The organism is Schaalia sp. ORNL0103, from assembly GCF_019429565.1.
GTDB lineage: Bacteria > Actinomycetota > Actinomycetes > Actinomycetales > Actinomycetaceae > Pauljensenia.
Window position 1 is genome coordinate 1165387 of record NZ_JAHXSA010000001.1, and the last position, 26461, is coordinate 1191847.

General features: G+C 65.2%; 17 protein-coding genes and 3 rRNA genes. 10 read left to right on the top strand and 10 right to left on the bottom strand.

What is annotated here, in order from left to right; translation table 11 throughout:
• Positions 1 to 143: 143 nt before the first annotated feature.
• From rrf to gatC, 7 genes are all read right to left on the bottom strand, one after another.
• A 5S ribosomal RNA gene (rrf, locus tag JJJ16_RS05160) occupies positions 144 to 261 on the bottom strand.
• 125 nt (positions 262 to 386) lie between these two features.
• Positions 387 to 3510 (bottom strand): 23S ribosomal RNA (locus JJJ16_RS05165).
• 320 nt (positions 3511 to 3830) lie between these two features.
• Positions 3831 to 5369, bottom strand: a 16S ribosomal RNA gene (locus JJJ16_RS05170).
• Together the 16S, 23S and 5S rRNA genes form the textbook arrangement of a ribosomal RNA operon.
• Before the next feature lie 419 nt (positions 5370 to 5788).
• A complete protein-coding gene (locus JJJ16_RS05175) occupies positions 5789 to 7216 on the bottom strand; it encodes an NAD-dependent malic enzyme (RefSeq protein ID WP_219751628.1) in 1428 nt (475 codons plus the stop codon).
• A gap of 244 nt (positions 7217 to 7460) precedes the next feature.
• A complete protein-coding gene (gatB, locus tag JJJ16_RS05180) occupies positions 7461 to 8957 on the bottom strand; it encodes an Asp-tRNA(Asn)/Glu-tRNA(Gln) amidotransferase subunit GatB (RefSeq protein WP_060567640.1) in 1497 nt (498 codons plus the stop codon).
• Entirely contained in the window at positions 8957 to 10462 is a 1506-nt protein-coding gene (gene gatA, locus JJJ16_RS05185; protein WP_219751629.1) for an Asp-tRNA(Asn)/Glu-tRNA(Gln) amidotransferase subunit GatA, read from the bottom strand. The genes gatB and gatA overlap by 1 nt, the downstream gene beginning before the upstream one ends.
• Entirely contained in the window at positions 10462 to 10758 is a 297-nt protein-coding gene (gene gatC / locus JJJ16_RS05190; protein WP_003789902.1) for an Asp-tRNA(Asn)/Glu-tRNA(Gln) amidotransferase subunit GatC, read from the bottom strand. Before gatC ends, gatA begins: the two co-directional genes overlap by 1 nt.
• Before the next feature lie 18 nt (positions 10759 to 10776).
• On the opposite strand from gatC, the gene JJJ16_RS05195 reads away from it, so the two are divergent.
• Positions 10777 to 12042, top strand: a complete 1266-nt coding sequence (locus JJJ16_RS05195; protein ID WP_219751630.1) for a phospholipase D-like domain-containing protein — start codon at positions 10777 to 10779, stop codon at positions 12040 to 12042.
• A gap of 12 nt (positions 12043 to 12054) precedes the next feature.
• Here JJJ16_RS05195 and ligA read toward each other — a convergent pair whose 3' ends face one another.
• The gene (gene ligA, locus JJJ16_RS05200) at positions 12055 to 14388 is read right to left on the bottom strand and encodes an NAD-dependent DNA ligase LigA (protein ID WP_219751631.1); all 2334 of its coding nucleotides are present in this window, start codon (positions 14386 to 14388) and stop codon (positions 12055 to 12057) included.
• Between the two features lie 174 nt (positions 14389 to 14562).
• Here ligA and JJJ16_RS05205 point away from each other — a divergent pair, with 174 nt between their 5' ends.
• Entirely contained in the window at positions 14563 to 17601 is a 3039-nt protein-coding gene (locus tag JJJ16_RS05205) for an FHA domain-containing protein (protein ID WP_219751632.1), read from the top strand.
• 152 nt (positions 17602 to 17753) lie between these two features.
• Entirely contained in the window at positions 17754 to 18005 is a 252-nt protein-coding gene (locus JJJ16_RS05210) for a WhiB family transcriptional regulator (RefSeq protein ID WP_007587459.1), read from the top strand.
• A gap of 107 nt (positions 18006 to 18112) precedes the next feature.
• Here JJJ16_RS05210 and JJJ16_RS05215 read toward each other — a convergent pair whose 3' ends face one another.
• Positions 18113 to 19573 carry a sensor histidine kinase gene (locus JJJ16_RS05215; RefSeq protein WP_219751633.1) on the bottom strand — a complete coding sequence of 487 codons (1461 nt, stop codon included), beginning with the start codon at positions 19571 to 19573 and terminating at the stop codon, positions 18113 to 18115.
• A gap of 97 nt (positions 19574 to 19670) precedes the next feature.
• Between JJJ16_RS05215 and JJJ16_RS05220 the strand changes: the two genes are divergently transcribed.
• The 6 genes from JJJ16_RS05220 (at position 19671) to fumC (ending at position 24904) form a co-directional block, all read left to right on the top strand.
• Positions 19671 to 20153, top strand: a complete 483-nt coding sequence (locus tag JJJ16_RS05220) for a DUF2505 domain-containing protein (protein WP_219751634.1) — start codon at positions 19671 to 19673, stop codon at positions 20151 to 20153.
• Between the two features lie 85 nt (positions 20154 to 20238).
• Entirely contained in the window at positions 20239 to 20664 is a 426-nt protein-coding gene (locus JJJ16_RS05225) for an OsmC family protein (protein ID WP_003794191.1), read from the top strand.
• A gap of 1 nt (position 20665) precedes the next feature.
• A complete protein-coding gene (locus tag JJJ16_RS05230; protein ID WP_219751635.1) occupies positions 20666 to 21469 on the top strand; it encodes a thymidylate synthase in 804 nt (267 codons plus the stop codon).
• On the top strand, positions 21466 to 21999 hold the full coding sequence (locus JJJ16_RS05235) for a dihydrofolate reductase (protein WP_219751636.1): 534 nt from the start codon (positions 21466 to 21468) through the stop codon (positions 21997 to 21999). The genes JJJ16_RS05230 and JJJ16_RS05235 overlap by 4 nt, the downstream gene beginning before the upstream one ends.
• Before the next feature lie 72 nt (positions 22000 to 22071).
• Positions 22072 to 23406 carry an MFS transporter gene (locus JJJ16_RS05240; protein ID WP_219751637.1) on the top strand — a complete coding sequence of 445 codons (1335 nt, stop codon included), beginning with the start codon at positions 22072 to 22074 and terminating at the stop codon, positions 23404 to 23406.
• 88 nt (positions 23407 to 23494) lie between these two features.
• Positions 23495 to 24904: a class II fumarate hydratase gene (gene fumC, locus JJJ16_RS05245; protein WP_070834482.1), complete on the top strand. Its 1410-nt coding sequence runs from the start codon at positions 23495 to 23497 to the stop codon at positions 24902 to 24904.
• A gap of 69 nt (positions 24905 to 24973) precedes the next feature.
• Here the strand turns inward: fumC and JJJ16_RS05250 are convergent, their stop codons facing one another.
• Positions 24974 to 25774 carry a sulfite exporter TauE/SafE family protein gene (locus tag JJJ16_RS05250; RefSeq protein ID WP_219751638.1) on the bottom strand — a complete coding sequence of 267 codons (801 nt, stop codon included), beginning with the start codon at positions 25772 to 25774 and terminating at the stop codon, positions 24974 to 24976.
• Between the two features lie 129 nt (positions 25775 to 25903).
• Here JJJ16_RS05250 and JJJ16_RS05255 point away from each other — a divergent pair, with 129 nt between their 5' ends.
• The gene (locus tag JJJ16_RS05255) at positions 25904 to 26455 is read left to right on the top strand and encodes an NAD(P)H-dependent oxidoreductase (RefSeq protein ID WP_219751639.1); all 552 of its coding nucleotides are present in this window, start codon (positions 25904 to 25906) and stop codon (positions 26453 to 26455) included.
• Positions 26456 to 26461: the final 6 nt, after the last annotated feature.

The following is a 26461-nucleotide window of genomic DNA, read 5'->3' on the forward strand; positions in this document are numbered from 1 at the left end:
TTTTTCATGTGGTGGACAGAAGACACGGTGTGGACCGCCAGTCCCGGACGTGCAGAAAGTGCAACTGACAAAGGGCGAATTGGAAACGCGAAAAAAATGAAGCGGCCGGAGACGTAAAGTCTCCGGCCGCTTCCGTACGTGTGTTGTGGCGGTGTCCTACTCTCCCACAACCTGGCGGTTGCAGTACCATTGGCGCTGCCGGGCTTAGCTTCCAGGTTCGGAATGGAGGCTGGGCGTTTCCCCGGTGCTATGACCACCACAAGTCTTGGTGTTCAACACTGTTCCCCCGCCGTGGTTTGGTGGGGTGTGGGTTGATCGTGGTTTGTATAGTGGTTGCGGCTGTTTTGCTGGTGTCTTTTTGTTCACCCGGACCTGTTGGTTGGGTGGTTGTTTAGTGTTGGCCCATTAGTACCAGTCGGCTCACGAGCACATTGCTGTGCTTCCACCTCTGGCCTATCAACCCGCTAGTCTGGCGGGGGCCTCTCACCCCACGAGGGGGCGTGGAAATCTCATCTTGAAGCAGGCTTCCCGCTTAGATGCTTTCAGCGGTTATCCCTTCCGAACGTAGCCAACCAGCCATGCACCTGGCGGTACAACTGGCACACCAGAGGTTCGTCCATCCCGGTCCTCTCGTACTAGGGACGGCCCTTCTCAAATTTCCTGCGCGCACAGAGGATAGGGACCGAACTGTCTCACGACGTTCTGAACCCAGCTCGCGTACCGCTTTAATGGGCGAACAGCCCAACCCTTGGGACCAACTCCAGCCCCAGGATGCGACGAGCCGACATCGAGGTGCCAAACCATGCCGTCGATATGGACTCTTGGGCAAGATCAGCCTGTTATCCCCGGGGTACCTTTTATCCGTTGAGCGACCACGCACCCACGTGCCATGGCCGGATCACTAGTTCCTGCTTTCGCACCTGCTCGACCCGTCGGTCTCACAGTCAAGCTCCCTTGTACACTTGCACTCGCCACCTGATTACCAACCAGGCTGAGGGAACCTTTGAGCGCCTCCGTTACATTTTAGGAGGCAACCGCCCCAGTTAAACTACCCACCAGGCACTGTCCCCAACCCGGATGACGGGCCAAGGTTGAGGTGACCGCTTGAACCAGAATGGTATTTCAACGACGACTCCACCACCGCTGGCGCGGCAGCTTCACAGTCTCCCACCTATCCTACACAAGTCCAAGCGAACACCAATACCAAGCTATAGTAAAGGTCCCGGGGTCTTTCCGTCCTTCTGCGCGAAACGAGCATCTTTACTCGTACTGCAATTTCACCGAGTTCGCGGTTGAGACAGCGGAGAAGTCGTTACGCCATTCGTGCAGGTCGGAACTTACCCGACAAGGAATTTCGCTACCTTAGGATGGTTATAGTTACCACCGCCGTTTACTGGGGCTTAAATTCACCGCTTCACACCCCAAAGGAGTGTTGACGGTTCCTCTTAACCTTCCAGCACCGGGCAGGCGTCAGTGCGTATACATCGCCTTACGGCTTCGCACGCACCTGTGTTTTTGATAAACAGTCGCTTCTCCCTATTCTCTGCGACCCCACAACCCCACCCACACGCACGGCGCGGGGAAGTCACGGGGTCCTCCTTATCCCGAAGTTACGGAGGAATTTTGCCGAGTTCCTTAACCACGATTCACTCGAACGCCTCGGTATACTCTACCTGACCACCTGAGTCGGTTTAGGGTACGGGCGCGTCATGCCCTCACGTCGAGGCTTTTCTCGGCAGCTTAGGATCACCACAAGTCCACACACGCGTGTGTCCCTCATCAGTTCTCACCCATCTGTCCCCCGGATTTGCCTGGGAGGCGGGCCACAACCTTAAATACGCACAACCATCGGCGCACTGCAGCTACCTGTCTGCGTCACCCCTGTTAACACGCTTGCCTACAATCACCGGGGCCCCAAGACCCACACACACCACGCAACCCGAAGGTCATGTGGGGGCGTGAGCAAATTGGTTAGCACAATGACTTCAGCATGGGCGGTCATAACGCGGTACCAGAATATCAACTGGTTGTCCATCGACTACGCCTGTCGGCCTCGCCTTAGGACCCGACTAACCCAGGGCGGATAAACCTAGCCCTGGAACCCTTAGTCAATCGGCGCTGCGGATTCTCACCGCAGATTCGTTACTCATGCCTGCATTCTCACTCCCACACAATCCACCAGAAGTTCCCTCCAGGCTTCACCTCGTGCAGGACGCTCCCCTACCCAACAACACACCAGCACTCCAGTTCCTGGCGCCAGCTACTTGTGTTGTTGCCACAGCTTCGGCGGTACGCTTGAGCCCCGCTACATTGTCGGCGCAGAACCACTTGACCAGTGAGCTATTACGCACTCTTTCAAGGATGGCTGCTTCTAAGCCAACCTCCTGGTTGTCACCGCGACTCCACATCCTTTCCCACTTAGCGTACGCTTAGGGGCCTTAGCTGATGATCTGGGCTGTTTCCCTCTCGACTACGAAGCTTATCCCCCGCAGTCTCACTGCCGCGCTACACCTAATGGCATTCGGAGTTTGGCTGACGTCAGTAACCCATAGGGCCCATCGGCCATCCAGTAGCTCTACCTCCACCAGGGACCACGCGACGCTGCACCTAAATGCATTTCGGGGAGAACCAGCTATCACGGAGTTTGATTGGCCTTTCACCCCTACCCACAGTTCATCCCCCAGGTTTTCAACCCTGGTGGGTTCGGTCCTCCACACAGTCTTACCTCTGCTTCAACCTGACCATGGGTAGATCACCCCGCTTCGGGTCTAGAACACGCGACCAACGCCATATTTCAGACTCGCTTTCGCTACGCATACCCCACACGGGTTAAGCACGCCACGTATCACTAACTCGCAGGCTCATTCTTCAAAAGGCACGCCATCACCCCTCAAGGCTCTGACGGCTTACAGGCACACGGTTTCAGGTACTATTTCACTCCCCTCCCGGGGTACTTTTCACCATTCCCTCACGGTACTATGCACTATCGGTCATCAAGTAGTATTTAGGCTTACCAAGTGGTCTTGGCAGATTCACACGAGATTTCACGAGTCCCGCGCTACTCGGGTACCACACCCACACCACACGCCACCGGTCCGTTTACACGACTATCACGCTCTACGGTCAGACTTCCCAGACTGTTCAACTCCCAACAACAAGTGATGCGATCCCCCGGCAGAAGGATCCAATATGGCCCCACAACACCAAACACGCAACGGCCGCCGCCTCTCACACGCATCTGGTTTAGCCTCCTCCGCTTTCGCTCGCCACTACTCACGGAATATCTTTTCCTGCGGGTACTGAGATGTTTCACTTCCCCGCGTTCCCCCCACCACCCTATACACGTTCAGATGATGGTAACCCAGCACAACCCAGGTTAGGTTCCCCCATTCGGACACCCTCGGATAATAACGCTCGCTCGCCAGCTCCCCGAGGCATATCGCAGGCCGCAACGTCCTTCATCAGCTCTTGATGCCAAGGCATCCACCGAATGCCCAATAAAACTAAACAAAACACAAAAAACAGTACAGAACAAATATGCTCGCAACCACTATACAAATCACAAACAACCCACCACACACACCCACACCCAAGAAACCCCCAGGCTGGCTGCGCAGGCAACCACCACCAACAGGCAGCGGACGCTCACACGGTGTTGAACGTGAACCCGACAGTGTGTCTGCTCGCTACAACATTTTTATGCCCAACCCAAAACACGCACCCACACCCACCACCCACATCAGGTGGCGTACATGCGCAGGCACAAGAAAACAACACAACACAACCCAAACAGCCATGCTGCCTTGTTCCCCACAAACTGGGCTCCCTAGAAAGGAGGTGATCCAGCCGCACCTTCCGGTACGGCTACCTTGTTACGACTTCGTCCCAATCGCCAATCCCACCTTCGACCACTCCCCCCGCAAAAACGGTTAGGCCATGGGCTTCGGGTGTTACCAACTTTCGTGACGTGACGGGCGGTGTGTACAAGGCCCGAGAACGTATTCACCGCAGCGTTGCTGATCTGCGATTACTAGCGACTCCACCTTCATGGGGTCGAGTTGCAGACCCCAATCCGAACTGAGACTGGCTTTAAGGGATTCGCTCCACCTCACGATATCGCAACCCTCTGTACCAACCATTGTAGCATGCGTGAAGCCCAAGACATAAGGGGCATGATGATTTGACGTCATCCCCACCTTCCTCCGAGTTAACCCCGGCAGTCCCCCACGAGTCCCCACCATCACGTGCTGGCAACATAGGGCAAGGGTTGCGCTCGTTGCGGGACTTAACCCAACATCTCACGACACGAGCTGACGACAACCATGCACCACCTGCACACGACCAACTAAATGCCACCACATCTCTGCAGTGTCGCCGTGCATGTCAAGCCTTGGTAAGGTTCTTCGCGTTGCATCGAATTAATCCGCATGCTCCGCCGCTTGTGCGGGCCCCCGTCAATTCCTTTGAGTTTTAGCCTTGCGGCCGTACTCCCCAGGCGGGGCACTTAAAGCGTTAGCTACGGCGCAGAAACCACGGGTGGCCCCCACACCTAGTGCCCAACGTTTACAGCGTGGACTACCAGGGTATCTAATCCTGTTCGCTCCCCACGCTTTCGCTCCTCAGCGTCAGTAACGGCCCAGAGACCCGCCTTCGCCACCGGTGTTCTTCCTGATATCTGCGCATTCCACCGCTACACCAGGAGTTCCAGTCTCCCCTACCGCACTCAAGTCAGCCCGTACCCACCGCACGCCCCCAGTTAAGCCAGAGGATTTCACGGCAGACGCGACCAACCGCCTACAAGCCCTTTACGCCCAATAATTCCGGACAACGCTCGCGCCCTACGTATTACCGCGGCTGCTGGCACGTAGTTAGCCGGCGCTTCTTTACCCACTACCCTCACCACAACCATTGTTGCGGCTTGACCATGAGCGAAAGAGGTTTACAACCCGAAGGCCGTCATCCCTCACGCGGCGTCGCTGCATCAGGCTTTCGCCCATTGTGCAATATTCCCCACTGCTGCCTCCCGTAGGAGTCTGGGCCGTATCTCAGTCCCAATGTGACCGGTCACCCTCTCAGGCCGGCTACCCGTCAAAGCCTTGGTAGGCCATCACCCCACCAACAAGCTGATAGGCCGCGAGCCCATCCCCCACCAGAAAAAACCTTTCCACCAACCCCCATGCGAAGGCCAGTGAATATCCAGTATTAGCACCCGTTTCCGGGCGTTATCCCAAAGAAGGGGGCAGGTTACTCACGTGTTACTCACCCGTTCGCCACTCATTCACCCAGCAAGCTGGGCTTCAGCGTTCGACTTGCATGTGTTAAGCACGCCGCCAGCGTTCGTCCTGAGCCAGGATCAAACTCTCCGAACAAAAACAAAAACGTTAAAGCCCAGAAAAACCAACCAACCAAACAAGGCCAGCCAGCAATCCCAACCAAAAACACTCAAAAACAAAAAACAGGCATAAAAAAACAAACAAACACACTATCGAGTTCACAAACAACACCCACACACCCCAGACAACCAAGCCACAAACCCAGCCACCAGAGCGGTGAACCACCACCACAAACTCACTCACAAGCTCGTAGCGACAGGTGAATAATCTACTCACCCCCACACCCAAAGTCAAACCAAAACACCGTGACCCCCACCACACACACCACAAACCCACCAAACACAACGAAAAGTCCGTGTCGATTCAGCTTGCATGCCCGTGCACAGTCAACGAAAAGGCGGGCCCGACCGCGCATCACCAGCGCGATCGGGCCCGCCAAACAGCCGAAATGACTCTCAGTTCACATCCATATCGGGCTGAACGGGGATATCCACGGTCGGAAGGTCGCGCACGGCACGACGCACGGCCTTGGAGACGGCGGGCGCAACGCGCTTATCGAAGGCGCCGGGGATGATGTAGGAGGGCGAGAGCTCGTCCTCGGAGATCACGGACGCGATAGCCACGGAGGCGACGCGCAGTACCTCGGTCGTAATCTCCTTGACCTTTGCGTCCAGGAGACCGCGGAACAGACCCGGGAAGGCCAGAACGTTGTTGATCTGGTTCGGGTAGTCGCTGCGGCCCGTGGCGACGACGGCGGCGTACTTGCCGGCGCCGATCGGGTCAACCTCGGGCGTGGGATTGGCGAGCGCGAAGACAATAGCGTCGTCAGCCATGGTCTCGACGTCGGAGGGCTCAAGGATGTTGCCGGAGGAGACGCCGATAAAGACGTCGGCACCCTTGAGGACCTCCTTGAGGGAGCCGTGGACGTGGCGGGGGTTGGTCGCCTCGGCCAGCGCCTTACGGGAGGGGTGCATGCCCTCGGTCGCGTCTCCGGACAGCGCGCCGTCGCGGCCACAGCCGATGATGTCCCGCGCACCCTGGGCGAGAAGCAGGCGGATGATCGCGTTGCCGGCGGCGCCGACGCCGGAGACGACGATGCGCACATCCTCGATCTTCTTGCCCACGATCTTCAGGGCGTTGATGAGCGCGGAGAGGACCACGATCGCGGTGCCGTGCTGGTCGTCGTGGAAGACGGGGATGTCGAGCTCGGCGCGCAGGCGCTCTTCGATCTCGAAGCAGCGGGGTGCGGAGATGTCCTCCAGGTTGATGCCGCCGTAAGCGGGGGCGATAGCCTTGACGATCGAGATGATCTCTTCGGTGTCCTTGGTGTCCAGGACGACCGGCCACGCGTCGACGCCGCCGAACTCCTTGAACAGGACGGCCTTTCCTTCCATGACGGGCAGGGCAGCCTCGGGGCCGATATCGCCCAGGCCGAGCACCGCGGTGCCGTCGGAGACGACCGCGACCGTGTTGGCCTTCATGGTCAGCAGGTGGGCCTTCTGGGGCATGTCGTGGATGGCGGTGCACACGCGGGCCACGCCGGGCGTGTAGGCACGCGAGAGGTCGTCACGGTTACGCAGCGGCACCTTGGAGTGGATCTCCACCTTGCCGCCGATGTGGCTCATGAAGGTCTGGTCGGCGACGGAATCGGCGGTCACGCCGGGCAGCGCAGCGATGGCGTCGCGCACCTCGCGGCGGTGCTCGGAATCGCGCATGTCGCACGTCAGGTCAATGATGATGCGCCCGCGGTCGGAGTCGGCCACGTCGAGGCCCTTGATCTCCGCTCCAGTCGAAGAGACTGCGTCAACAATGGACGCGATGGAAGTCGTCTTCTCGTCCACCTCGATACGGTAGGAGGCGGTGTACGACGGCGATGTGCGCATGTCTGTCCTTTCGTTGGGCGCCCGGCCACAGTCGGCCCGGCTGTCCTCAAGCGCTCATCCTAGGTAACTTTCCACTCCCCCCGAAAGAGGAATGCCACAACGTGGACACGTGCGAGCGATCAGGGACGAGGCCGGGGCACCTCCTCGGGAGATCACCACGAGGCCGCGGCGTCCAGTCGGGAAACGACGACGGGGGCCGGGATCGCATCGATCCCGGCCCCCGTGACGCTCGCGCGGAGTAACCTCAGGCGCCGACCATCTCCATGATCAGTTCACGCACGCGGGCGGCGTCAGCCTGCCCGCGAGTGGCCTTCATGACCGCGCCGACGAGGGCACCGGCCGCCTGGACCTTGCCACCCTTGATCTTCTCGACGATGTCGGGGTTGGCGTCCAGGGCCTCCTGGACGGCCGCCGTCAGGGCACCGTCGTCGGAGACAACCTCAAGGCCTCGGGCCTCGACGACCTGCGTCGGATCGCCTTCGCCCGCGAGGACACCCTCGAGGGCCTGGCGCGCCAGCTTGTCGTTGATACGACCCGAATCGATAAGACCCTGCAGCTCGGCGACCTGAGCGGGGCTGACCCCGGCCTCGTCGAGGGAAACCTCGCGCTCCTTGGCGCGGCGCGAGATCTCGCCCATCCACCACTTGCGGGCGGAGGCGGGATCGCAGCCCGCGGCGACCGTGGCCTCGATGAGCTCGAGTGCGCCAGCGTTGATGACGTCGCGCATCTCCATGTCCGCGTAGCCCCACTCGGTGCGCAGGCGGCGGCGCTTGGCGACGGGCAGCTCGGGCAGCGAGGCGCGCAGCTCCTCCACCCATTCGCGATCCGGGCGGATCGGCACCAGGTCGGGCTCGGGGAAGTAGCGGTAGTCCTCAGAATCCGACTTCTCACGGCCGGACGACGTCGAGCCGTCCTCCTCGTGGTAGTGTCGGGTCTCCTGCAGGATCGTGCCACCCTCGGACAGGATCTGGGCCTGGCGCTGCATCTCGTAGCGCACGGCCGAGGCGATGCCGCGGAAGGAATTCACGTTCTTCGTTTCGGTGCGCGTACCCAGCGGGGACTCGGGCGTCGGGCGCAGCGACACGTTGATGTCGGCGCGCACGTTGCCACGCTCCATGCGAGCCTCGGACACGTCGAGGGCGCGGAAAATGTCGCGCAGGGCCTGCACGTAGGCGGCGGCCACCTCGGGCGCACGCTCACCGGCACCCTCGATCGGGCGGGTCACGATCTCCACGAGCGGCACGCCCGCACGGTTGTAGTCCACGAGCGAGTGGTCCGCGCCCTGGATGCGACCGTCAGCGCCACCGATGTGCGTGTTCTTACCCGCGTCCTCCTCCATGTGCGCGCGCTCAATCTGCACGCGGAACATGGTGCCGTCCTCAAGCTCGACGTCCACGTAACCGTCGTGAGCGATCGGCTCGTCGGACTGAGAGGTCTGGAAAGCCTTCGTCAGGTCCGGGTAGAAGTAGTTCTTACGCGCGAAACGGCAGTACTCCGCGATCTCGCAGTTCAGCGCCAGGCCGATCTTGATCGCGTACTCGACGGCCTTGTGGTTGACGACCGGCAGGGAGCCGGGCAGACCCAGCGACACGGGGGTCACGAAGGTGTTCGGGTCGCCACCAAACGCGTTGGGGGCTGCGTCGAACATCTTGGTCTTGGTGCCCAGCTCGACGTGCACCTCAATGCCGAGAACCGGGTCGAAGCGGCGCGCCGCCTCGTCGTAATCCATGAGCTCAGTCATCACTTTTCCTCCCAGTTAGCTGCGGGGCACTGACCCGCGACGTCGTCGCTGAGCGCCTCCACCAGGGACGCCACCTTGTACATGACCAGGTCGCCGCGCGCGGGGGCCAGCACCTGGAAGCCGATGGGCAGGCCCTCGGAGGACACCGCGTTGGGCACGTTCACGCCGGGGATGCCCGCCAGGTTCGCGGGGATCGTCGCGACGTCGTAGAGGTACATGGCCAGCGGGTCGGAGGTCTTCTCACCGAACTTGAAGGCCGTCTCGGGGGCCGTGGGCGACACGAGGACGTCGACCTGCTCGAACACCGCGTCGAAGTCGCGCTGGATAAGCGTGCGCACCTTCTGGGCGCTGCCGTAGTAGGCGTCGTAGTAGCCGGCCGAGAGCACGTGCGTGCCCAGGATGATGCGGCGCTTGACCTCGTCGCCGAAGCCGGCCTCGCGGGTGGCCGCCATGACGCGCTCGGCGGTCACGGGACCCTCGGTGGGCTCGACGCGGATGCCGTAGCGCATGCCGTCGAAGCGGGCCAGGTTCGAGGAGACCTCGGCGGGCATGATCAGGTAGTAGGCGCCCAGCGAGTACTCCAGGTGCGGGCAGGAGACCTCGACGATCTCGGCGCCGGCCTCACGCAGCTTCTCGACGGTGGCGTTGAAGGCGTCGATAACGTCCTTCTGGTAGCCCTCGCCGCTCAACTCCTTAACGACGCCAACCTTCAGGCCCTTCATGGAGCCTTCCGCGGCCACGGACTCGACGGCCTCGGTGAGCGCGGGGACCGGCTCGTTGAGGGAGGTCGAATCGTTGGGGTCGTAGCCGCCGATCAGCTCGGTCAGGGCGGCCGCGTCCGCGACCGTGCGGGTGACGGGGCCGATCTGGTCCAGGGACGAGGCCATGGCCACCAGGCCGAAACGCGACACCGCGCCGTAAGTGGGCTTGGCGCCGACCGTTCCGGTCACGAACGCGGGCTGGCGGATCGAGCCGCCCGTGTCGGAACCGAGGGCCAGGGGAACCATGTAGGCAGCGACAGCAGCGGCCGAACCGCCGCCGGAGCCGCCGGGGATGCGCTCGGTGTCCCACGGGTTCTTGGTCGCACCGAAGGCGGAGTGCTCGGTGGACGAACCCATGGCGAACTCGTCCATGTTGGTCTTGCCGACGATGGGCAGGCCGGCTTCCTTGATCTTGGTGGTGACGGTCGCGTCGTAGGGAGGCTCCCAGTCGCCCAGGATCTTCGAGGCGCAGGTGGTGCGCAGGCCGCGCGTCACCACGTTGTCCTTGACTGCGATCGGCACGCCCGCCAGGCGGTGCAGGGTCTCCCCCGCCGCGCGGCGCGCGTCCACGTCGGCCGCGGTCGCCAGGGCGCCCTCGCGGTCGACCGTGATGAAGGCGTTGACGCGGTCCTCGATGGCGTCGATGCGGTCCAGGCAGGCCTGGGTCAGCTCGACGGAGGTGATCTGGCCGGCGGCCAGCATGTCCGCCAGCTCGAGGGCGCTCTTCTTCAGCAGCTCGTTCATCAGTCCTCCCCCAGAATCTGCGGAACCAGGAACATGCCGTCCTGGGCGGCGGGCGCCTGAGCGAGCACCTCGTCGCGGTCCACGGTCTGCCCAATCTCGTCTTCGCGCCACACGTTGGTCAGCGGAATCGGGTGGGACGTGGCGGGAACCTCGGGGGTGGCGACCTCGGACACCTTGGAGACGGCGTCGGCGATCGCGTCGAGCTCACCCGCGAAACGCGTGATTTCCTCGTCGGTCAATGCGATGTGGGCCAGGCCCGCAACGCGGGCGACCTCGTCAGTACTAATGCGTGACATGTGTGGCATCCTACCCGTATGGCCTTTTCACAGCGACGCCAACTCACCAGGCAGACGTGGTCGATCGTCAAAAAAGCGGGAATCGCGCTGCTCGCCGCCCAGGCGGCCGCAGTCGTGACCGTGCACGCGATCGACCGCATGCGCACCGCCCGTATCCCCGGTGGCGTGCACGGTTTCCCCACCCTGCCTCCCGCCGACACGCAGATCGGCGACACCGTGGCGCGGACGTACACCGAGGGAACCTCCCTGTACGCAGACATGTTGGAGGCCATTGAAGGGGCGACGCATCACATTTATTTCGAGACCTTCATTTGGCGCTCGGACCGCTGGGGCCAGCGCTTTAAGACGGCACTGATCGACGCGGCGAAGCGCGGTGTCGAGGTGTTCTGCGTGTGGGACGGCTTCGGCGTCCTCAACCAGGATCCGCGCTTCTACAAGTTCCCCGTGATGCCGAATCTGCACGTGCGTAAGTTCCCGACGCTACGTTCGGGCTTCTTCACCCTGAACATTCGTCGCACGGGCCAGGATCACCGCAAGATTCTCGTGGTCGACGGCGAGGTCGGATTCGTCGGCGGCTACAACATCGGCGATCCCTTTGCCAACGAGTGGCGCGACACCCACGTGCGCATCACGGGCGAGGCCGTGTGGGAGCTGGAAAACGGCTTCGTCGACTTCTGGAACCACTTCCGCCCCAAGACCTGCCCGGAGCTGCCCGATCAGGGTGCGCGGGCGTGGAGCGCGGACGTGACCGCGCAGTTCAACCTGCCGCACTACCTCCTGTACCCGATCCGCGGCATGTACATCGATGCGATTGAGCGCGCGACCGACCGCGTGCTCATCACGACGGCGTACTTCATCCCCGACCGCGAGGTCCTCGGTTCCCTGATCGCCGCCGCCCGCCGTGGCGTGCGCGTCCAGGTGCTGATCCCCGAGTATTCCAACCACATCCTGGCGGACTGGGTGGCGCGCCCCTACTACGGCGAGCTGCTGCGCGAGGGCGTGGAGATCTGGCTGTACCGTCACGCGATGGTCCACTCGAAGACGATGACGGTGGATGGGCGTTGGTCGACGATCGGCACGGCGAATATCGACCGCCTGTCGATGCGCGGCAACTACGAGGTGTGCCTGCAGTTCTTCTCTCGCCCGCTGGCCGCGCGCATGGAGGAGATTTTCGCGAACGACCTGACGACGGCCCGCCGCCTGACGATCGACGAGTGGGAGAAGCGCTCGATGATCACCCGCGTCGGCGAGGTGCTGCTGGGCCCCTTCGAGCCCTTCGTCTGAGCCCCGGCCTCGTTACAGGCCGACGGCTGCCAGGCCTCCCTCGAGGAGGTCCGCGAACTGCTGCTCGGTGATGACGGGGACGCCCAGGGCCTCGGCCTTCGCGGCCTTCGAGCCCGCGCCAGGGCCCGCGACCACGAGGGACGTCTTCTTCGAGACCGAGCCCGCGGCTTTGCCGCCACGCGAGGTGATCGCCTCCTTGGCGCCCTCGCGGTCGTATCCGGGCATCGCGCCCGAGACGACGATCGTCAGACCAGCGAGCACGTCCGAGGCCGGCTCGGGTGCCTCGTCGGCCATGCGCACGCCCGCGCGCGCCCACGCCTCCAGCACCTCCAGGTGCCAGTCGACCGTGAACCAGTCGCGCAGGGATCGGCCGATTTCCTCGCCCACGCCCTCGACGGCGGAGAGCTCCTCGACCGTGGCGGTGCGCAGGGCATCCATCGATAGGAACTTCTCTGCGAGCGCTCGGGCCGCCGTGGGGCCGACGTGGCGGATGGACAGGGCGACGAGGACGCGCGCGAGGGGCTGGCTCTTGGCCTTCTCGAGCTCGGCGAGCATCTTCTCAGTGCCCTTGGAGGCGCTGGGCTCAATGGGTTCAAAGATGGTCTGTCCGCGCAGCTTGCGAGGCTTGTAGGCCTTGGTCCAGAAGTAGCGGACCTGCTTCCAGTCCCCGGTTTCCTCGCCCTTCTGCTTGACGGGCTTCCACACCATCACGTCGTGCAGGTCCTCGGCACGCAGGTCGAAGAGCGCGGCCTCCGTGCGCAGGGCGGGAGCCTGCGGGGCGGGCAGGAGTTCCTCGGCACGGGTGATCTGCTCGCCGTGGGGCAGCTCGCGGCCGCCCTCAAGGGTGAGGACGGTGCCGTCCTCCAGCGTGACGCTGTGGCCGGCGACCAGGGCGGCCGCCACCTCGTCACGGTCATTTTCAGGCTGGGTCATCGCCAGGGCAGACTCGTCGCCGAGGCCCTCCACATCCAGGGCGGATCGGGCGCCGACGTGGGCGAGGCGCTCGGTGATCTGCGCGGGGCACAAACCCTTGTTCGGGCAGCGCAGGTCGACGTCGCCTTCCTTCTCCTGGACGAGCGTCGTCCCGCAGGAGGGGCACTCGGTAGGCATGACGAAGGGACGCTCGGAGCCGTTGCGCGCGTCCTCGACGGGGGCGACGATCTCGGGGATGACGTCGCCGGCCTTTCGCAGGACGACGAGGTCGCCGATGAGGACGCCCTTGCGGGCGACTTCCTGGGCGTTGTGCAGGGTCGCGCGCGCAACGTTCGAGCCCGCGACCAGCACGGACTCCATGACGCCGTACGGGGTAACGCGCCCCGTACGGCCCACCTGGACGCGGATGTCGAGCAGGCGCGTGTGGACCTCTTCGGGCGGGAACTTGTAGGCGGCCGCCCAGCGCGGGGTGCGCGAGGTCGAGCCAAGGGAACGCTGCAGGTCCAGGTCGTTGATCTTGACGACGACGCCGTCGATCTCATGGACGAGGCCGTGGCGGTTGGCACCGATCTCGGCGATCCGCTCTTCGATCGCCTCGCGGCCCGTCAGCACGCGGGTGTAGGGCGAGACGGGCAGGCCCCAGTCGCGCAGCTGCTCGTACCAGCCCATCTGGGTGGTCGGCTCGGAGAAGTCTTCCCCGGCCTCGACGAAGCCGATGCCGTGGGCGACCATCGCGAGGGGGCGCTTGGCGGTCTCGGCCGGGTCTTTTTGGCGCAGGGAGCCGGCGGCGGCGTTGCGCGCGTTGACGAAGGTCTTTTCCCCGGCCTCGACGCGGGCCTCGTTGAATGCGGCGAAGTCGGCGACCGGGAAGTAGACCTCACCACGTACCTCGATGCGGGCGGGCACCGTTCCGGTGAGGGTCTGCGGAATCGACTTGATCGTCCGGGCGTTAGCGGTCACGTCCTCGCCGACGTAGCCGTCGCCTCGGGTCGCGGCGCGCACAAGGCGGCCGTTCTCGTAGAGGAGGTTGATGGAGAGGCCGTCGACCTTGACTTCGGTCGTCATCTCGAGGTCGGCAATTCCGGTGGCCTCGGCCATGCGGGTCTCCCACCCGGCGAGCTCCTCGAGGGAGAACACGTCGTCGAGGGACATCATCTGAGCAAGGTGGCGCACCTCGGAGAAACCGGAGTCGACGCTGCCGCCCACGCTCATCGTGGGCGAGTCGACGCCGCGCAGCTGCGGGTAGCGCTCCTCGATCTGCTCGACCTCGCGGTACATGCGGTCGTAGTCCGCGTCCGCGAGCGTCGGCGAATCACGGTCGTAGTAGGCGGCGCGCGCCTCATTGATGCGTGTCACGAGGTCGTTGTAGCGGTCGCGGGTCGTCTCGAACGTGGAGTCAGCCATGGGGTCCATTCTTGCATTCGACGAGGCTGGCGGACCGGCGGGCGGGGCGCTTGGACGGCGGAGGTGGCCATAGCCACACGGGCCTATGCGCTGTTATCCACAGGGGCACGTGAGTGCCTCGGGTTATCCACAGGGCTTCTCACGTCGCTTGATCGGCAGCGAGCGCAGCGGGATCGTTGGTGCATGAAGGATTCCGGTTGCCTCGCCCGATCGGCCTTGCGAGCCGACGTTCACCTGGCCTGCGTCGCGGGCCCGGACGTCGGCGTCGTGCTCGCCCCCGGCACGGTCGGGCGAGCGGGGGACGTGCCGCTGACATGCGTCTCCGTCGCGAGGGAGCACCTCCGATTCTCGACGCGGGACGGTCAGGCCGTCTTGCGTGTGTCGCCCGGCGCTTCCCCCGTGCGCGTGCGCGCTCGGCTCCCCCTATGGCGCCACCATCGGGACACCCGTCCTCTCCCTGCGGGGACCCGCATCCGCCTGGGGGAGGACATCTTCGAAGTGCGGGGGCGGCCTCGGCGCCTGGCCTGGCCCGCACCTTCCGGACGAGGCCGGGGGTCGATCACGGGGTCGTCTCTCCTGCGAGGAGCTCCCCTGGTCTCAGTGCTCGTCATGGGAGGTTTCCTGCTGTGGAGGCTGCGCTCGTCCGTTTCGCTTCCTTCGGCGCTCGCGCCGGCCTGCGCGGGCGTTGTGCTGGTCGCAATCGTCGCCGCGGTCGCCCTAGCGTGGCGGGCACGCCGGCGTCGCCTGGGCTGGGATGGAGGGGCACTGTCCCTTGTCCTCGCTGGGCTTCCGGCCTCGTCCGCTCCCCCACGCGCTGCGAGGGCCGCCGTGTGGCCGGGGCGGCCCACGCGCGTGGGCCGGCGCGTGCGGCTGGCAGCATCAGCCGATGCGAGAGAGCCGGGCGAGTGCGAGGCGATCGGCATCGTCGGCGCCCACGCGTCCCAGTGCGCGCTGTGGTGCGCCGGCCAGATCGCCGCTCAGCTCGGTGGGGCGCGCGTGTGGTGGAAGAGCGCCACTCCCGTGCTCATTGGGAACGCAGGCGTGGATATCCACGTCAGCGACCGCGACTCCTGCCCGCACTGCACGCGCGACGCCGCCCGCCCAACGCTCCACATCGGATACGCCTCCTCGCTGTCGCTCCTTCCGGCGTGGTGCGCGCAGGTGTGCGTCACCGACGACGCACCCGTAAGCTCGCACTGGTGGTGGACCGTCACCCGAGCGGATGCACAAGACAGCCTGCCCACGCGGCTCGACTGGGACCCCTCCTCAGCGAGGGGACGCGGCGGTGGACTGAGTGTGCGGATAGGTCTGGGAGAGGATGGTCCCGTCGACCTAGACCTGGTCGCCGACGGGCCGCACGCCCTCGTCGCCGGGTGCACCGGATCGGGTAAGTCAGAGGCGCTCCTCGGGTGGCTCGCCGCCATCGCGCACTGCTACAACCCCGAACAGGTCCGCTTCATCCTCATCGACTACAAGGGCGGGGCGACCTTCGCCCGCCTCGAGGCACTGTCTCACACGCAGGCCCTCCTCACCGACCTCGACGCCGGAGCCACGACCCGAGCGCTGGAGGGAATAGCGTCGATTCTCCAACGACGTGAGGAAGCCCTCGGGGCGCTCGGTTTCCCCGACCTCGCCGCCTGGGAGAGCGCGCACGAGGAGGATCCTGTCAGCGTGAGCGCTCCCCCGCCTCGTCTCATCGTCGCGATCGACGAGTTCCGCGTTCTCGCCCAGGCCCACCCCGATTCGATGGAGGTCTTGCTCCGCCTCGCCGCGCAGGGACGCAGCCTCGGCTTGCATCTCATCGCGGCCACACAACGCCCCTCGGGCGCGGTGAGCGCACAGATGCGCGCAAACATGGACATTCGCCTGTGTCTGCGCTGCGTCAGCACCTCGGACTCCACCGATATCATCGGGGACGGACGCGCCGCCTCACTGCCGCGTATCCCCGGTCGCGCGGTCCTGTCGGACGTGGGCACGATCCAGCTGACCTACCTCGCCGACATCGCGTCAGTGGTCGAGCGCTGCAACGCCACGTGGCCTCGCACGGGCACCGAGCCCCTGTGGGCGCCGCCCCTACCCGAGGAGCTGACCTGGGAGGATGTCGACGACGCCGCACAGCCCCTTCCCGATCACGCCCCGGAGAGGAACGCTGCCCGCGACGGACTCCCTGGCGGCACCGCCGTGTCTCTCGGCCTCGCGGAAGGCATCGAGCGGCACTCCCCCATCGTCTGGGACGGGGGAAGCATCCAGATTCAGACCAGCGCGCACGAGGCGCGTCTCGCCGCGCAATGGGCACTGTCCCTCGCGACGCGGATCGCGCACGGCACCCACCACCCTCTCCACGTAATTGGCGAGGACGCGGTGGGAGGCGTGGCCTCCCAGCTGCCTGCGGACGCACCCAGCGCCATCGACCTGCTGGAAGGCATCTGCGACCACGGGCCCGCGGTCCTCGCGCTCACGGATGGCCCGCAGCTGCGCTCGTATCTGTCGCAGGCGCTCGCTGCTCCCCAGGCGGAGGCGCTGTGGACCTCACTCCTGGCCAAGGCCAGGCGCGCCGGCATCGTCATCGTCGCAGCCTTCGCCGGCAGATTCACCCCGTCGAGCGCGGCAATGGGAGCATTCTCGACCCGCATCGTGCGTGCCCGGGACGCGGACGAGGCCGTCCACGCCGGGATCGCGCCCGGGGAGCTGCGCGCTCTCGGTGAGGGGCAGGCGCTCGTCGTGCGGCCTGGGGAGCCCTCGCGCCTCGCCACCATCCCCAGGCAGGGCATTCACCTGCGACCCCACCGCCCGGCTGACGAGAACGACTGGCACATCCCCTCCCCTTCGCAGGTCACAGCGCTGGTCAGAAATACCCGCTCTCCCATCTTGATCGGCCCCACCTACAGCGCCCCCACCTGGGAACACGCACTGCCGTGGATCATCATCGGACGCAGGGACGATGCCCGGGTCATCGAGGCCATCCACGCCCACCTCGGTTGGGAAACACCAAAGATCTCTGACGTAATTCCCGAAGAAGCGTGGACTCGTATCACCAGATGGGACAAGCACAGGGTCCTCGCGCTCAACCCCACACACAACGTAATTCGCGCATTAATTCAACACAGCCACACGCCGCCGCTCGCCCTGACGGCACGACGGTGGGATATGACCTGCGGACTGATCAGCGAGGGTGATACCGTCAGTACTGTCCAACTGACCGTAGGGTCAGTTAACACCTAAGTCCCACCTTATTGGCCGGTCGTGAGCAGCCACATAGTGACATCTCCATTTCACTGTTGACACGACCTTGCACGACTAAGATGACCTAGCGGACACTGAAAAAGAGTAAAAGAGAACCAGGCGCACAGGACGCGAGGAGCGAAAGACAGATCATGGATTGGCGCAGTAAGGCAGCATGCCTGACCGTAGACCCGGAACTTTTCTTCCCGATCGGGAACACGGGTCCGGCTATTACGCAGGTCGCCGAGGCCAAGGCCGTGTGCCGCGAGTGCGAGGTCGTGGGCATCTGCCTGCAGTGGGCCATCGACAACAACCAGGACTCCGGCGTGTGGGGTGGCATGAGCGAAGAAGAACGCCGCTCCCTCAAGCGCCGCGCCGCGCGCGCACGCCGCGCAGGCTGCTAACAAGCCACAGCGCCCGCACGTGCCGCACAGACGATCAAGGCCGAGGATCCACAATGGATCCCCGGCCTCGTTCGTTGATCATTCATACCGCCTGGGCGGATCCCCGATCAGGCGGGGTCCAGGTTGGCGTGGAGCGTGACGAGCGTGCCGCCACCCTCACGCGGCGCCCACTCGATCGAGCCCTTGAGCTCGCCGCGCACCATCTGGTGCACGATCTGCGTGCCCAGGCCGCTCATGGGCGTGCCCGGCACGAAGCCCACGCCATCGTCTGCGACTGTCACGGTCATGGACGTTCCCTCGCGCTCGGCGCGCACCTCGATGAGGCCATCACGGTCCGCGAGGCCGTGCTCGACCGAGTTGGCGACCAGCTCGTTGAGGACCGTCGCCAGGGCCTGAGCCTGATCGGCCTGAATCGTGCCGAAGCTGCCGCTCGTGATGACCTCGACGGCGTGGTCCGTGGACGCGATCGCACCGGCCATGCGCACGATCGTGCGCGCGACCTCGTCAAAGTCAACCGATTCATCGACGTTCTGCGACAGGGCGGCGTGCACGGTCGCGATGGCCTGCACGCGGCGCTCGGCCTCCGCGAGCGCGACCTTGACCGCTTCCTCGGAGGAGCGGCGCGACTGGAGGCGCAGCAGGGCGGACACGGTCTGCAGGTTGTTCTTGACGCGGTGGTGGATCTCGCGGATTGTCGCGTCCTTCGTCATGAGTTCCTGCTCGTGACGGTGGACCTCGGAGACGTCGCGCGTCAGGATGACGGCGCCCAGGCGCTTACGCCCGTTGACGAGGGGCAGGGCACGCATACTGACGGTGGAGGCGCGCGCGGCGATCTCGACGCGCCAGGAGGCACGGCCCATGACGACGACCGCCATGGATTCTTCGATGAGAGTGCCGTCACCGATGACCTCGGTGATCTCCTGAGCGAGAACCTTTCCGGTCACGTGCGTGCGAATGCCGAGGCGGCGCAGGCACGACACGGCGTTGGGGGTCGCATGCTGGACGCGGCCCTCCGCATCCAGCAGGACAGCGCCGTCGAGGACTCGCGGGACGCCGTGGGAGGTGACCTGCGGGGTGGAGTCGTAGGGGTATTCGCCGCGCGCCATCATCTGGCACAGGGTGTCGGCCGCCGCAACGGTCCACCCCTCGAACCCGAGGGACAGACGCGGACTCGACAGGTTGGCCTCGCGGGTGACGACGGCGATGATGCGCCCATCGTGGCACACGGGCACGCAGGTTTCCATCATCGAGTAGGTGCCGGCCCATCGGGCAGCGGGCGAGCGCACGACCTGCCCGGTCTGCAGGGCGCGCCGCAGGTCGATTTCGCGGGCGGCGGGCAGGTGGAGGCCGATGATGTCGTCCACGTGGACGGTCGTCGAGGTCGCGGGACGGCAATGGGCGGCCGCGATGAAGCGTCCGTCGTCGGCGGGCAGCCACAGAACCAGGTCGGCGGCCGCCAGGTCGGCGAGCACCTGCCAGTCCGCGAGGAGGAGGTGCAGCCAATCGATGTCCTGCTCCGACAACGGCGTCGAAGAGGCTTCTTCAGCTAACTGCATGAGACTACGCATGCATCTACTCTAAAGGGAGAGGGGCCGCGAGGGCGGACCTTAGTTGTAAATGAGCGCCGGGACACGCTTCGGCGCCGCTTCTTTCGTCAGGAGAGCCATGCAATTCACGCAGTCTATTTCTTATCAGGGTACGGTCGACGAGGTCGTCGCCATGTACCTGACCCCCGCCTACCTGGAGCGACGCTTCGGCCAGTTTGTCGTGGAGGGTTCCCAGGCCGTGTCGGTGGAGGGTGAGCGCGTGTCCTTTGCGGGCACCGTGCGCCCGGAGCTGATTCCGGCGGCGGCCGCGCGCTTTGTCAAGTCTGATCTGCGCATTACTTTCACCGAGGAGTGGACAACGAACGAGGCCGGGGCGACCTCGCGCACGTCCGTGACCGTCGACGGCGCCCCGGTGTCCGTCGAGGCCACGTCCACGCTGGCGGGCACCGAGGAGGGCAGTGTTCGCGTGGTGACCGGCAACGTGTCGGTGCGCGTGCCGCTGCTGGGCGGGCGCATCGAGAAGGAGGCTGTGGCGCACCTGGGCCGCGTCGTGGAGCGCGAGCAGGCGCTGGCCACACAGTGGTTGGAGGAGCATCGCTGAGCCCACGCTACGCTCTGCGCGGAACCCCGCCCGCCCGGCGCTGTATTTCGGGCGGGCGGGGTCTTTTCGCGACACAATAGGTGCCATGAGTGATACACCTAAGTCTCTGTACATGCAGCGTACGGGCGTGCGTCAGTACGTCGCCCGCAACCAGGACGGCGCCGAAATCCGCATCGGTCACGGCCCCGGCCTCTTCTCCCCCGGCGACCTGCTCAAGCTCGCGCTCGCGGGCTGCAACGCGATGAGTTCAGACGCGCGCATGGCCGCCCGCCTGGGCGACGATTTCGAGCAGTTCGTCGGTGTCTCCGCCGACTACGACCAGGACAACGACCGCTTCACGCACGTGGACGTCGAGCTGGTCCAGGACATGTCCGCACTGTCTGAGGAAGAGATCGAGGATCTGAAGCGTCGCGCCGATGCCGCGATCAAGCGCAACTGCACGATCGAGCACTCGGTCGTCGACCAGGCGCTGTCGGCCTCGCACACGTGGACGAACGAGCGGATCAACTGACGTGACCGCCGTCGACCGCCAGTACGAGGACCTGCTGGCGCGCATCATGGCCGAGGGCACCCCGAAGGGCGACCGCACCGGCACGGGCACGCGTTCCCTGTTTGGGGCGCAGCTGCGCTACGACCTGTCCAAGGGCTTCCCGCTGATCACGACGAAGCGCGTACACCTCAAGTCGGTGGTCGGCGAACTCCTGTGGTTCCTCTCCGGTTCCTCGAACGTGTCCTGGCTCCAGGACAACGGGATCCGTATCTGGAACGAGTGGGCGGACGAGGACGGCGAGCTGGGCCCGGTGTACGGCGTCCAGTGGCGTTCGTGGAATGCCGGGGATGGTCGCCACATCGACCAGATCTCCCAGGTCCTCGAGACCCTGAAGACGAACCCGGATTCGCGCCGCATGGTGGTGTCCGCGTGGAACGTCGGTGATCTGCCGCAGATGGCGCTCGAGCCCTGCCACGCGTTCTTCCAGCTGTACGTGGCCGACGGCCGCCTGTCGCTGCAGCTCTACCAGCGCAGCGCAGACATGTTCCTGGGTGTGCCCTTCAACATCGCGTCCTACTCGCTGCTCACCCACATGTTCGCCCAGCAGGCGGGCCTGGAGGTCGGCGACTTCATTTGGACGGGCGGGGACTGCCACATCTACTCCAACCACACGGAGCAGGTGACCGAGCAGCTGAGCCGCGAGCCGTACCCGTTCCCGCGCCTGGAGCTCGGACACGCTCCCTCGATGTTCGAGTACTCCTTCGATGATATTTCGGTGACGGACTACCAGCATCACCCCACGATCAAGGCTCCGGTCGCGGTATGACGAAGCTGGGAGCGATTTGGGCGCAGGATTGCAACGGGATCATTGGGACGGGCACGGCCATGTCCTGGCATGTTCCCGCTGATTTCCGGCACTTCAAGGACTCCACGATGGGCTGCCCGATCATCATGGGTCGCCGCTCGTGGGAGGCTCTCGGGCGCGCTCTGCCGGGCCGCACGAACATCGTCATCACCCGTACCCCCGGGTACGAGGCCGAGGGCGCTCTCGTTGTGTCTTCCGTCGACGAGGCGCTCCAGATCGCGCGCGAGGAAACCTCGCGAACGGACGCCCCCTACATCTGGATCACGGGCGGGGCTCAGCTGTACGCCGAGACCCTCCCCCTCCTGGACGAGGCCGTGGTGACCGACCTGGAGCTGGACGTGGCCGCGAGCGCTCCCGAGGGTTCGACCTTCGTGTATGCGCCGCCGCTGGATCCGGCGCTGTGGCGTAGGGACGAAGAGCGCAGCGACGCCGAGTGGCGTGAGCGCTCCGGGGACGCTCGCTGGAAGGTGAGCACCTGGGTGCAGCGCTAAGCGTTTCCCCGTTGTGACGTCTGTCCGGCAAGGCCCCGCGCATCGCGCGGGGCCTTCGTCGTAGGATGCATTGTGCCCTCATCACCTTTGCTGACGAATCCGACGCTGCGCGCACTCGTGGCGATCGCGCTGTTTACGTACACGGCGCAGAACATGCTCAACGTGTCGATCGCTCCCCTGTCGCGTGCCCTGAACCTGCCCGAGTGGATTGTGGGCGCGGCCGTTTCCTTGGCGGCCGCCGCGGTGACGGCGCTCAGCCAGTTCTGGGGGCGCCGTTCGATCGCTTGGGGACGCAGGCGCGTCATCCTGCTGGCTCTTTTCTTAGCGCTCACGGCGGGCACGCTCTTTTCGGCGGCCGTGTGGGCGCGAGCGGCCGGTTACATCGGCGCTTTCGTCGCTGCGGGCGCCATCATGGCTGCGCGCGGCCCCTTCTTCGGCGCTGCCGTCGCCGCGATCCCGCCGACGGGCCAGGCCCTCGTCGCCGAGGTGACCCCCGACGAGGCCTCGCGCGTGCGCGGCACGTCCGCGTTCTCCGGCGCGATCAACCTGTCCGTCATGGTCGGCTCCCTCGTCTCGTCGGCTCTGGGCGCCTGGTGGATCTTCGGCCCCGTGCACGCCACCCCGATCTTTGTCCTCATCGCCCTGGCCATCGCCCTCATCTGGCTCCCCCGCGACGGAGCATCCACGCGCCCGAGGAGGCGCCTGCCCCGCCTGACGGCCAAGGACACGGAGCCCGAGCAGGCGGCCCCGGCCTCGTCGACTGAAGCGGCGAACGATAACGCGAGCGGGGCGAAGGCCACCGCCGAGCTGCCCCCGCGCGTGAGGTGGACCGACCGGCGCATCGCCCCGTGGATCGCCTCGGTGTTCGGCATCTACTTCGCGAACGGCGTCGTTCAGATCACGATGGGCTTCCTCGTCCAGGACCGCGGCGGACTCGAGCCCGCTCCCGCAGTTTCCGTCACCGCCCTCATGCTGCTGGCCAACGCCGCCGGAGCCATGCTCATGCAGCTGATCGTCGTACCGCGCCTCGGATGGAGTCCGCGCATGCTGCTGCGCGTTGGCATGACGCTCGCCCTCGTGGCCCTCGCCTGCCTGACGATCGCGCCGTCGCTGTGGGCGCTGGCAGTCTCGACCTTCGCGATGGGCGTCGCCTCGGGCATGGCCTCCCCCGGCTACTCGGCGGGCGCGTCCCTGGCGGTGAGCGCGCGCGAGCAGGGCGGCATCGCCGGCGTCATCAACGCGACCGGCGCTATCACGTGGATCGTGGCCCCCGTGAGCGCCACGGCCCTGTACGGCTGGATGCCACTGTCTCCCTTCCTGCTGGCGCTCTCGCTCGTCGCCCTGTCGTGTGCCTGCGCCTGGTGGCTGCTGCGCCGCGCTGATCTCGAGGCCCGCGCACGCGACTAGGACGCGACTAGGACGAGTGCCCCACGCCTCATCGCGTGTGCGGCGCTATCCTAGAGAGGTACGTAAGCCCTACGCGAAGGAGCCACCTGTGGCACAAGAAACCCGTACTGAAACCGACTCGATGGGCGCCGTTGAGGTCCCCGCGAACCGCTACTGGGGCGCTCAGACCGAGCGTTCGCTGCACAACTTCGACATTGGACGCAACACCTTCGTGTGGGGCCGCCCGATGGTGCGCGCCCTTGGCATCCTGAAGAAGTCCGCGGCCCTGGCCAACGCCGAGCTGGGCGAGCTGCCCGCCGATATCGCCGGCTACATCGCGCAGGCTGGCGACGAGGTCATCTCCGGCAAGCTCGACGATAACTTCCCGCTGGTCGTCTTCCAGACCGGTTCGGGCACCCAGTCGAACATGAACGCCAACGAGGTCATCTCCAACCGCGCCATCGAGCTCGCGGGCGGCACCATGGGCACCAAGTCCCCCGTCCACCCCAACGACCACGTGAACCGCGGCCAGTCCTCGAACGACACGTTCCCCACCGCCATGCACATCGCGGTCGTCTCCGAGCTGCACGACATGTACCCGCGCGTGCGCCAGCTGCGTGACACCCTGGACAAGAAGGCCAAGGAGTTCGAGGACGTCATCATGGTGGGCCGCACCCACCTGCAGGACGCCACCCCGATCCGGCTGGGCCAGGTTATTTCCGGCTGGGTTGCTCAGATCGACTTCGCCCTCGACGGCATCGAGTACGCGGACACCCGTGCGCGCGAGCTGGCCATCGGCGGTACCGCCGTGGGCACCGGCCTGAACGCTCACCCGAAGTTCGGCGAGCTCACCGCCAAGAAGATCTCCGAGGAGACCGGCATCGAGTTCAAGCAGGCCGACAACCTGTTCGCCGCCCTGGGCGCGCACGACGCGCTGGTGCTGGTCTCGGGTGCGCTGCGCGTCCTGGCCGACGCTCTCATGAAGATCGCGAACGACGTGCGCTGGTACGCCTCCGGTCCGCGTAACGGCATCGGCGAGCTGATCATCCCCGAGAACGAGCCGGGCTCGTCCATCATGCCGGGCAAGGTCAACCCGACCCAGTGCGAGGCCATGACCATGGTCGCCACCCAGGTGTTCGGCAACGACGCGACGGTCGGCTTCGCCGGCTCGCAGGGCAACTTCCAGCTCAACGTCTTCAAGCCCGTCATGGCCTGGAACGTCCTGGAGTCCATCCGCCTGCTGGGCGACGCCTGCGTGTCCTTCGATACGCACTGCGCGTACGGCATCGAGCCCAACTACGAGAAGATCCAGCACAACCTGGACATCAACCTCATGCAGGTGACCGCCCTGAACCGCCACATCGGTTACGACAAGGCCTCGAAGATCGCGAAGAACGCGCATCACAAGGGCCTGTCGCTGCGCGAGTCCGCCCTCGAGCTCGGCTTCCTGACGGCCGAGGAGTTCGACGCGTGGGTCGTTCCCGCCGACATGACGCACCCCAGCGCCGCCGACGAGTGATCCGCTCGTCGCGCTAGCGGTAAACGCTTCGGCCCCGACCTCGCATTGACGAGGCCGGGGCCGTTTCGTTCAGCCCTGGGCGCGCGCCTTCTTGCGCATCTTCAGAATCGTTGAGGCAATGATGGAGAGCAGGAAGATGTTGAAGAGGATCGCACCCACGCTCGGGGATACCCACGTGGCGACGAGGCGCCCGACGGGGGTCGTGGCCGCTGCGGATACGCCGACGATGAGGCCGACGCGCAGGTCGACCATGCGGTGGCGCAGGTTGGTGACGGTGCCGGCGATGCCGGTGGGGATCATGACGAGGAGAGACGTGCCGCGCGCGATGAGGTCTCCCGCGCCGACGGCGAGCTCCATGCCGGGCACGATGACGGATCCGCCGCCCACGCCGACCAGGCCGGAGAGGATGCCGGCGCACAGGCCGACCAGGATCATGAGGGCGCACGAGGCCGGGGTCAGCGACACGGTTCCCTCTCGCGTGGGGACGTGCAGGTATTGGGAGACGATGACGAAGACGGTGAAGCCGATGAGGATCCAGGGCAGGGCGGGCGCGGGGAGGCGGCGCAGGAGCCACACGCCGATCTGGGAGCCCGCGAGCGCGCCGACCACGAGGAGGGCGGCTCCTGCCCAGGAGACCTCGCCGTGCAGGGCGTAGTTACCCGAGCCGACGGCTGCGGTGACGATGATGGCGGCAAGCGACGTGGCCGAGGCGCGGCGCTGATCCATGCCCAGGACGGCCATCAGGGCGGGCACGATGAGGAGGCCGCCTCCCACCCCGAAGAGTCCGGAGAGGAATCCAGCGCGTACGCCTGTCGCGATGACGAGGAGGACACGGTTCAGGGTGAGGGGCTGGGAGTCGGTGTTGGCCATGCTTCTACTGTAGTACCGCGTTGTTTTGCGTTCTGGGACGGGGCTTCACCCCGCGCGAAACGGAAGTCCAGGCCCTGTTCAGGGGCCACGGGCGGACGTAGACTCCTCACATCAACGAAAGGAAATGCGATGTCCAACGTTCTGGTCGTGTCGGGACACCCGCGCACCGGCGATGATTCAGTTGCGAATAAGACGATCCTGGAGGAACTTTCGGTCCTGCTTCCTGGCGCCGAGATCGATCATCTCGATGACCTCTATCCGGAGTACGCCTTCGACGTTGAGGCGGAGCAGGAAAAGCTACGCGCCGCGGACGTCATCGTGTTGCAGTATCCGCTGTGGTGGTACGGCTGGCCGGCGCTGCTGCAGAAGTGGATGGAGGACGTGTTTGTGCGCGGTTTCAGCCACGGGTCTTCGGGTACTGCTCTGCGCGGTAAGAAGCTGGTCGTGTCGGTAACGACGGGGGCTTCTCAGGCCTACTACGCGCCAGACTCCGTCGATTTCAACGACTTGCTGACGCCCGCGAAGGCGACGTGCGCGCTGACGGGCATGGAGTTTGCGGGGAGCCTTCCCCTGTACGGGGTGTCGTACGCGAATCGCACGGATGAGGCGGCGCGCGCCGACATGGTGCAGCGTTCGCGCGAGCACGCGAAGCACCTCGCGGAGTTCGTCTCCTCCCTCTGAGCTTCT